This window comes from Rhodococcus sp. NPDC057014 (genome assembly GCF_042673295.1).
In the GTDB taxonomy this organism is placed as follows: Bacteria; Actinomycetota; Actinomycetes; order Mycobacteriales; family Mycobacteriaceae; genus Rhodococcus_F.
Genome location: NZ_JBHUSF010000350.1, coordinates 1 through 9,223, shown reverse-complemented (window position 1 = coordinate 9,223; position 9,223 = coordinate 1). Strand labels below are relative to the sequence as shown.

The 9,223-nt window shown below is 67.9% G+C and carries 7 protein-coding genes and 1 tRNA gene; 1 reads left to right on the top strand and 7 read right to left on the bottom strand.

From position 1 onward, the window contains the following. The 7 genes from pknB to ACFTZB_RS38915 form a co-directional block, all read right to left on the bottom strand. Positions 1-1,009: Stk1 family PASTA domain-containing Ser/Thr kinase (pknB, locus tag ACFTZB_RS38945; protein ID WP_378440257.1), on the bottom strand; the 1,009-nt coding region annotated here is incomplete at its 3' end. After that, the gene (locus ACFTZB_RS38940; protein WP_378440255.1) at positions 1,006-2,391 is read right to left on the bottom strand and encodes a protein kinase; all 1,386 of its coding nucleotides are present in this window, start codon (positions 2,389-2,391) and stop codon (positions 1,006-1,008) included. The genes pknB and ACFTZB_RS38940, both read right to left, overlap by 4 nt. Before the next feature lie 2 nt (positions 2,392-2,393). Next, the gene (locus ACFTZB_RS38935) at positions 2,394-3,881 is read right to left on the bottom strand and encodes a penicillin-binding transpeptidase domain-containing protein (protein WP_378440253.1); all 1,488 of its coding nucleotides are present in this window, start codon (positions 3,879-3,881) and stop codon (positions 2,394-2,396) included. Beyond that, positions 3,878-5,332, bottom strand: a complete 1,455-nt coding sequence (locus ACFTZB_RS38930) for an FtsW/RodA/SpoVE family cell cycle protein (RefSeq protein WP_009476773.1) — start codon at positions 5,330-5,332, stop codon at positions 3,878-3,880. Before ACFTZB_RS38930 ends, ACFTZB_RS38935 begins: the two co-directional genes overlap by 4 nt. Next, positions 5,332-6,819, bottom strand: coding sequence for a PP2C family protein-serine/threonine phosphatase (locus tag ACFTZB_RS38925; protein ID WP_378440250.1), 1,488 nt, complete (start codon positions 6,817-6,819; stop codon positions 5,332-5,334). Before ACFTZB_RS38925 ends, ACFTZB_RS38930 begins: the two co-directional genes overlap by 1 nt. Next, positions 6,816-7,280, bottom strand: a complete 465-nt coding sequence (locus tag ACFTZB_RS38920) for an FHA domain-containing protein (protein WP_005249074.1) — start codon at positions 7,278-7,280, stop codon at positions 6,816-6,818. The genes ACFTZB_RS38925 and ACFTZB_RS38920 overlap by 4 nt, the downstream gene beginning before the upstream one ends. A gap of 256 nt (positions 7,281-7,536) precedes the next feature. After that, positions 7,537-8,835, bottom strand: a complete 1,299-nt coding sequence (locus tag ACFTZB_RS38915) for a DUF3662 and FHA domain-containing protein (RefSeq protein WP_378440248.1) — start codon at positions 8,833-8,835, stop codon at positions 7,537-7,539. A 255-nt stretch (positions 8,836-9,090) separates the two neighbouring features. On the opposite strand from ACFTZB_RS38915, the gene ACFTZB_RS38910 reads away from it, so the two are divergent. Next, a tRNA-Leu gene (locus tag ACFTZB_RS38910) sits at positions 9,091-9,176 on the top strand. The last annotated feature ends 47 nt before the right edge of the window (positions 9,177-9,223 follow it).

The window sequence follows — 9,223 nt, the reverse complement described above, 5'->3', positions numbered from 1 at the left end:
GCGCCAGCCGCATCGGGTTCTTCTTCTTGTCGGGCTCGCCGCCGTCCGTCTTCGACGCCGTCGCCTGGGTGGTGGTCTGCGGGCGCCGGTAGTTCCCGGCGCCGGAGTTGACGGCACCGAGGATCGTGGTGCGGTCCTCGTCGCTCATGACCATCGGCGCGCTGGGGCGCTGCCCGCCGAGAACCCGGACCAGGTCGCTGCGCATGTCCGCGGCGGTCTGGTAGCGGTTGGCGGGGTTCTTGCTCATCGCCTTGAGGATCACCGAGTCGAGCTCACGCGGAATGTCCGGGTTGACCACGGACGGCGTCTGCGGGTCCTCCCGCACGTGCTGGTACGCGACCGCGACCGGGGAATCACCCTTGAACGGGGGTTCGCCGGTGAGGATCTCGAACAGCACGCAACCGAGCGAGTACACGTCCGACCGGGCGTCGACCTGCTCGCCGCGAGCCTGCTCGGGCGACAGGTACTGGGCGGTGCCGATGACGGCGGCCGTCTGTGTCATGGGGCTGGACGCGTCGGAGATCGCCCGCGCGATGCCGAAGTCCATCACCTTCACCGCGCCCGCACGGTTGATCATCACGTTGGCGGGTTTCACGTCACGGTGCACGATGCCGTTGCGGTGGCTGAAGTCGAGCGCCGCGCACACGTCCGAGATGACTTCCATCGCCCGGCGCGGCGCCATCGGGCCCTCGCCGCGCACGATGTCCCGCAACGTGTCGCCGTCGACGTATTCCATCACGATGTACGGCAGCGGTCCCGCGTCGGTTTCCGCCTCGCCGGTGTCGTAGACGGCCACGATCGCCGGATGGTTCAGTGCCGCCGCGTTCTGCGCCTCGCGGCGGAACCGCAGGTAGAACGTGGGGTCGCGGGCCAGGTCGGCACGCAGGACCTTGATCGCGACATCGCGGCTGAGTCGGACGTCCCGGGCGAGGTGGACCTCGGACATGCCACCGAAGCCGAGAATCTCACCCAGCTCGTAGCGTGAGGAGAGGTTGCGCGGTGTCGTCATGGCTGTCCTTGTGGGGTCGGAGTAGTTGACTCCTCCGACGTGGTCGTCGTGGTCGTCGTCGTGGGGGCGGTGGTGGTCGTGGTGGTAGTCGTCGTCGGCTCTGTCGTCGTCGTGGTGGGTGCTGTGGTGGTGGTCGTCGTGTACGTCGGCTCGGTGGTGTACGTCGTGTACGTCGGCTCGGTGGTGTACGTCTCTTCCTCGGTCGTCGTCGTGGTCGTCGGCCGCGGTGTCGTCGTGATCGTCCGCAGCGACGAGGTCACGGCCGGTGACGTCGGTTCCTTCGTGTCACCACCGTCGAACAGGACGAGTGCGAGCGCGATGATCGCTGCCAGCAGGATCAGACCACCCGCACCCCAGGCCACGGCCTTCTGGCCGTTGGTCAACCCGCCCTTCTTACCGTCACCGTTCGCGTCGTCCGGCGGCACCTGCCCGGTCACCGGTCCCGCATACGCGGTCTGGGAGGGCGGCATCATCTGGGTTGCGCCGGTCATCGGCGGCGGCAGCACCCGCGCCGCCCCCGTGCCCGACACGCCCGGCGGCGGAGGACGCCTGCCCGCCCGGACCGCCGCGACCGCGTCGGCGAACTCTCCGCCGCTGGCGTAGCGGGTGCTCGGATCCTTCGCGATCGTGATGTCGATGAGCTCGCGGATGTTCGGCGGCAGGTCGTTCGGCAACGGTGCCGGCGCCTCCTGCACGTGCTTCATCGCCACCGTGATGGCCCCGTCGCCGATGAACGGGCGCCGTCCCGACAGCGCTTCGTAGCCGACGATGCCGAGAGAGTACACGTCGCTGGCCGCGGTCGCGTCCTGGCCGAGCGCCTGCTCGGGGGCGATGTACTGGGCGGTGCCCATCACCATGCCGGTGCGCGTGACCGGCGAGTTCTCCACGGCCTTGGCGATGCCGAAGTCGGTGATCTTCACCTGACCTGTGGGGGTGATCAGGATGTTGCCCGGTTTCACGTCGCGGTGCACCACGCCGGCGTCGTGCGCCACTTGCAGCGCTCGGCCGGTCTGCTCGAGCATGTCCAGTGCGTGCGGCACCGCGAGACGGCCCACGCGCGCGAGGACGGCGTTCAGCGGCTCACCGTTGACGAGTTCCATCACCAGGTAGGCGGTGGAGTCGCCGGTGGCGTCGCGGACCTCGCCGTAGTCGTAGATCCCGGCGATGCCGGAATGGTTCAGCTGCGCGGTGGTACGTGCCTCGAAGCGGAACCGTTCGACGAACTCCGGGTCGGACGAGAACTCGGACTTCAGCACCTTCACCGCGACACGACGGTTGAGCCGGTTGTCGGTCGCTTCCCAGACCTGTCCCATTCCGCCCGTGGCGATGAGCCGGATCAGGCGGTATCGATTGGCGATCAGCGCGCCGTTGTTCAGTGCCACAATCAGCCCCCTTGTAGTCCGGCTGCGATGACGGCACGGCCGATAGGTGCAGCCACCGAGCCGCCGGTTGCGGCCAGTGCACGATCTCCACCGTCCTCGACGATGACCGCGATGGCCACGGTCGGGTTCTGGGCGGGTGCGAATCCGATGTACCAGGCGTGGGGCGGGGTGTTCCGTGGGTCGGTTCCGTGTTCGGCGGTGCCCGTCTTGGACGCGATCTGCACGCCCGGGATCTTGCCCTCGCCGCTGGTGTTGTTCTCGGAACCGATCATCAGATCGGTCAGGGTAGCCGCCACCTGGGACGACATCGCCTGGCCTTCGGACACCGGGTTGGTGGTCGCGAGATTGGAGAGGTCCGGGCCCTGCAGTTCCGACACCAACTGTGGTTGCATGCGCACTCCACCGTTGGCGACGGTAGCCGCGATCATTGCGTTCTGCAGCGGGGTGAGCGCCACGTCACGCTGGCCGATGCTGCTCTGGCCGAGTGCGGCGTCGTCGGGGATCGACCCGATGGTGCTGTCGGCGACGGGGAACGGGACGCCGGGCATCTGCCCGCCGATGCCGAGTGCACCGGCCTGGTCGCCGACGGCGTCGGCTCCGGTCTTCACGCCGAGTTCGACGAACGCCGTGTTGCAGGATCGCGCGAACGCCTCCCGCAGCGAGGCGGTGGGTGCGGCGCCGCACGTGGAGCCGTTGTAGTTCTCGAGCGTCGTCGACGTGCCGGGAAGGGTGATCTGCGGGGCCGCGGTCAGCTGGGTGTCGGGGGTGGTCCCGGCGGCGAGCGCGGCGGCGGTGACCACCACCTTGAACGTGGAACCGGGCGGGTACGTCTGCGACACCGCGCGGTTGATCAGCGGTTTCTCCGGGTCGGCGTTCAGGGCCTCCCATGCCTGCGTGGTCTCGGTGCCGTCGTGGCTGGCGAGCGAGTTGGGGTCGTAGCTCGGGGTGCTCACCATCGTGAGGATGCGTCCGGTGCTCGGTTCGATCGCCACGACCGAACCGGTGTAGCCCTTCGCCGTCAGTTCGTCGTACGCCACCTGCTGCATCACCGGGTTGATGGTGCTCACCACGTTGCCGCCGCGCGGGTCGCGTCCTGACACGAGGTCGAAGAAGCGACGCCCGAACAGCCGGTTGTCGGAACCGTTGAGGACGGGGTCCTCGGACCGCTCGAGTCCGGTGCTGCCGTACTGCATGGAGTAGAAACCGGTGACCGGTGCGTTGGCCAGCGGGCTCGACGGCGCCGCCGGATTCGGCGGGTAGGTGCGCAGATACTTGTAGCGGTCGTCGGTCGGAACGGACGCCGCGAGCACCTGCCCGGCCGCCGAGATCTGGCCGCGCTGACGCGAGTACTCGTCGAGCAGCACGCGCGAGTTCCGCGGATCGGCCCGCAGGTTGTCCGCCTTGATGACCTGGACGTAGGTGGCGTTGGCGAGGAGGGCGACCACCATCACCATGACGGCGATCGCGACGCGACGCAGAGGTGTGTTCATGAGCGCGGCACCATCTCGGTCGGGGCGTCGGCGATGGGTGCGGGCCCCTTCTTCTTCGGAACGGCCGGCTCGCGGGCAGCGTCGGAGATCTTGATGAGGATCGCGAGAAGGAGGTAGTTGGCGAGCAGGGACGACCCACCGTACGACATGAACGGCGTGGTCAGACCGGTGAGGGGAATCAGTTTGGTGACACCGCCGACCACCACGAACACCTGCACCGCGATCGTGAACGACAGACCAGCGGCGAGGAGCTTGCCGAAGCTGTCGCGGACGGCGAGCGCGGTGCGCAGGCCACGGATGACGAGGATCAGGAACAGCATCAGGACGGCGGCGAGACCGATGAGCCCGAGTTCCTCACCGATCGTCGCGACGATGAAGTCGGTTTTCGCGAACGGCACCTGGGCGGGCCTGCCGCTGCCGAGCCCCGTGCCCGCGACACCACCGGTCGCGAGCCCGAACAGCGACTGCGAGATCTGGTAGCCGGTGTTGTTGTAGTCGGCCAGCGGGTCGAGCCAGGTGCTGACCCGAACCCGGACGTGGCCGAACAGCTGGTACGCGAAGAAGAACCCGATGCCGAGCAGTCCGACACCGATCAGCAGCCATCCGACGCGTTCGGTGGCGATGTAGAGCATCACGAGCACGGTGCTGAACAGCAGCAGCGACGTGCCGAGGTCCTTCTCCAGCACCAGCACCCCCACCGACACCATCCACGCGACGAGGATGGGCCCGAGGTCGCGGGCGCGGGGAAGGTCGATGCCGAACACGTGCTTGCCCGCGGTGGTGAACAGGTCGCGCTTCGCGACGAGGACGGACGCGAAGAAGATGATCAGGAGGATCTTCGCGAACTCGCCGGGCTGAATGCTGAAGCCGGGGAGGCGGATCCAGATCTTCGCACCGTTCACCTCGGAGAAGCTCGACGGCAGGATCGCCGGGATGGCGAGGAACACCAGTCCGGCGAGGCCCAGGGTGTAGCTGTAGCGGGCGAGGAGGCGGTAGTCCTTGAGCAGCACCAGCACGGCCACGAACCCGGCGATGGCCAGCGTCGTCCACAGCACCTGCTGGTTGGCGTCCGGTGACGGGACGGGCAGCCCGAAGTAGGCGGCGGACTGTGCGTCGGCGAGGTCGAGCCGGTGGATCAGCACCAGGCCGAGGCCGTTGAGCAGCGCGACGATCGGCAGGATCAGGGGGTCGGCGTACGGCGCGAACCGGCGCACCGCGAGATGCGCGATCAGGAACAGCGCCGAGTAGGCGGCGGCGTACTTGGCGAGGTCCCAGGTGATGCTCTGTTCCTGGCTGGCCTCCACCAGCACCAGCGAGATCGTCGTGATCAGGATCGCGAAACCGATCAGGATCAGCTCGGTGCCCCGGCGCGTCGACTGGACCGGGGCTGGCGCGAACCCGCCGGGTGGACTGGGAAACTGCGCCCCCGGTGATGCACTTGCGACCGACATCAGCTAGCCGTCCTGCAGTTCTGACCGGGAACCTGGGTCACGGTCGGCGCCGGCGTGGCGGTCGGGGTCTGAGGGGCAGGCGTCTCCGGCGCCGGCAACGCTGCCGGAGGAGCGGGAGCCGGCGCGGGCGCGGGCGCCGTGGTCTCCGGGACCGGCGCGGGTGCCGGCGCCGGAACCGGACTCGGTGCCGGGGTGGTCGTCGTGGTGGTGGCGGACTCCGACTCGCACACCGGAAGCAGATCGTTCTGCGCGAGCCGCGTCATCTGGTTGCGGGCGTCGTCGAGCTTGCCCGAAGGCAACCCCGCACGCACCTGCTCACGAGCGGACGGCTGAAGGTCGTCGACCTCGAGGACGGTGCATCCGTTCGGAGATTCGGTCGGCGACATCAACGTCAGGTCGCCGGAATCGCTGACACAGCCGACCAGGTTCGCCTCGTGCAGCGAGTACCCGAGCACCGAGCCGGGAACTCCGCGCAGCACGGTGACGCGTTCGCCGTCGGCGCCGACGTAGTAGTTGTTGCGGACCAGAGCCCGACCCACGAAGGCAGCGACGGCGACCACGACGATCAGACCGAGCGCGAGTGCAGCCCACCACATGCGGTGACGCTTCTTCTTCGTCGGCGGTTCCTCGACCTGCGGGACCACCCGCTTCGGCGTGGCACGCGGCGGACGCATCGCCGCGGCACGTCCCGCGGCGGTGTTGGGCGGCGGCGTGTCCTCCTCGTCGTCGGCGGACGCGGCACCGGCCACGATGGGATGACTCTGCCCGTAATCGAGGTCGATGACGTCGGCGACGACAACGGTCACGTTGTCCGGACCGCCACTGCGCAGGGCGAGTTCGATGAGCCGGTCGGCGCACTCGTCCTGCGAGCCCTCCCGCATCGTGTTCTCGATGGTCTCGTCGCTGACCACGTCCGACAGTCCGTCGGAGCACAGCAGATAACGGTCGCCGGCGCGGGCCTCGCGGACCGTCAGCGTCGGTTCGATCTCGTTGCCGGTGAGGGCGCGCATGATGAGCGAGCGCTGCGGGTGGGTGTGCGCCTGCTCGGCGGTGATCCGGCCCTCGTCGACCAGCGACTGCACGAACGTGTCGTCCCGGGTGATCTGCGCGAGGGAGTCGTCGCGGAGCAGGTAGGCGCGGGAGTCACCGATGTGGACCAGCCCGAGCTTGTTGCCGGAGAACAGGATCGCGGTGAGCGTGGTGCCCATGCCGTCGAGTTCCGGGTCTTCCTCGACGTGATCGGCGATGGTGTCGTTGCCCTCGCGGGTGGCGGCCTCCAGCTTGCCGAGCAGGTCCTCGCCGGGCTCGTCGTCGTCGAGATGCGCGAGGGCCGCGATCATCAACTGTGACGCGACCTCACCGGCCGCGTGACCGCCCATGCCGTCCGCCAGCGCCAGCAGGCGGGCCCCGGCGTACACCGAATCTTCGTTGTTGGAACGGACGAGGCCACGATCGCTGCGGGCGGCATAGCGGAGTACGAGGGTCACGGGCGCAACTCGATTACCGTTTTGCCGACCCGTACGGGGGTACCGAGCGGCACGCGGACAGATGTGGTGACCTTGGCGCGATCCAGGTACGTGCCGTTGGTCGAGCCGAGGTCTTCGACGTACCAGTCGGCGCCCCGCGGGGAGAGCCGAGCGTGGCGGGTGGACGCGTAGTCGTCGGTGAGGACGAGCGTGGAGTCGTCGGCCCGGCCGATGAGGACGGGCTGGGTGCCGAGAGTGATGCGCGTGCCGGCGAGGCCGCCCTGCGTCACCACCAGATATTTGGCCGTCTTCGTCTTGCCCAGCGACGGCAGAACATTGCCGCTGCGCGAATATCGGGGCGGCACACGGACGCCGGAGCCGGCGTAGATGTCGCCACGCAACGCCCGCAGAACGGTCCAGACGAACAGCCACAGCAGAAGCAGGAAACCTGCTCGTGTGAGTTGCAGAATCAAACCTTGCACGGCAGTCCACCTCCTTCTGTGGCCGGAACGGTCGAGGTTCCGGCGTCTTTTTCTCGCAGCATCATAGGGGCAACCCGCACCCTGCGATCAGGATACGGACAGCCCACAACGATACGGAGTCCCCACCGTGTTACGTCCGACACGGGCTCCGACGCGATGTCGGTCCAGTATCGAAGCCGTCTCGGTTGTGTCTCGGCGAGGGAGTTCGGGTTCGGGTATCGGCGATGTCTCTTCGGGGTCCCAACTCGGTGGGGCCTCAGAGGATTCGGACCAGGATCTCCGAATGACCGGCCCGGATGATGTCTCCGTCGGCCAGCTGCCAGTCCTGCACCGGGGCACCGTTGACGGTGGTGCCGTTGGTGGAACCCAGGTCGGACAGCATCGCGACCTGACCGTCCCAGCGAATGTCGATGTGGCGGCGCGACACACCGGTGTCGGGCAGGCGGAACTGTGCCTCCTGGCCGCGGCCGATGATGTTGTTGCCCTCACGCAGCTGGAAGTGGCGTCCGCTGCCGTCCTCGAGCTGCAGAGTCGCCGTGAACGTGTGGCCGTCCGGTGCGTACGCCTGCTGGCCGTAGCCGCCCTGGTCGTAGTCGGCGTACCCCTGCTGGTCGTACTGCTGCTGGTCGTAACCGCCCTGCTGGTAGCCGCCGCGGTCGTAACCCTGGTCGTAGCCCTGCGGCTGCTGGTAGCCGGCGTCGGCGTAGGAGCCGTCCGGGTAGCGCGCGGGAGCCTGCTGGTCGTAGCCGCCCTGGTAGTCCTGCTGGTAGCCGCCCTGCTGGTAGTCGTAACCGGCGTCTGCGGGCTGCTCGTATCCGGGAGCCTGCGCGCCCTGGTCGTACGCCTGACCGTAGGCCTGATCCTGGGGGTACCCGCCGCGCTGGTCGTCGGGGTACTGCTGCTGGTCGTAACCGCCCTGCTGGTAGCCGCCGCGGTCGTAACCGTTCTGGTAGCCCTGCGGGTACCGCTGGTCCTGACCTGCATGGGCATGACCGTTGCGCGCGTACTGCGGGTCGGGATTGCGGTTGCCCGCTGGTTCGCGGCTGGGGTCGTAGCCTGAGTTCTGCGTCATGGGGCCAGCTCCTGGATTCGACGTGACGGGTACAAACGGTGCCTGTGGTCGCGGTGCGGGACCGCGTGGCGGTTCGGGTCGCCCCGGCGCGGCCGCATCCTGGCGGCCTGCGTCCGGATCCACCGAACCCCGGGTGCGGAACTGCCCGGTGTGCAGTGACGGCGACGGTTCGAACGCGACATGAATGGGACCATACGTCTGCCAGCCCTGGTCGCGAATGAAGTCTTCGAGGTGTCGGGCGAAGGCCTTGACCGTCAACTCGCGGTCGGCGGCAAGCTCTTCGTGATCCGAGTTGTTGATGGCGATGACATAGCTGTTCGGCGCGAGCAGGTGCCCACCGTCCAGTTGCTGGATCCGGTCGGAGGCTTCCTGCTGAAGCGCGGCCTCCACCTCCTGCGGCACCACGCCACCGCCGAAGACCCGGGCGAACGCGTCACCCACGGCTCCCTGGAGCTTCCGCTCGAAACGTTGAACTATCCCCATCGGAACCTCCTCACAGTGCCTGTCGGTCGGGTCTTCTGTCCTCGGTGCGCGGTCGCTGTGACGAGACATGTCCGTGTCGCGCCACAGCCGTGCGTGTATCCCACGGTACTGTCATTGCCTCGAGCCATGACACGGGTCTACGCCCTTGCATGATATCGGTCTTTGCCTGGACGGGTGTTTTTGTCGCCGTTTCGGGCCTTGACCTGTACGAATCGTAATTTCTGGCGACCTCGTGTTAATGTTTCCGGGTCGCTCGGGCGAGTGGCGGAATGGCAGACGCGCTGGCTTCAGGTGCCAGTGTCCTTCGGGACGTGGGGGTTCAAGTCCCCCTTCGCCCACCACAGTGATTCTTCGGAATCGCAAGAACGAGGCCACGCACTCCACGGAG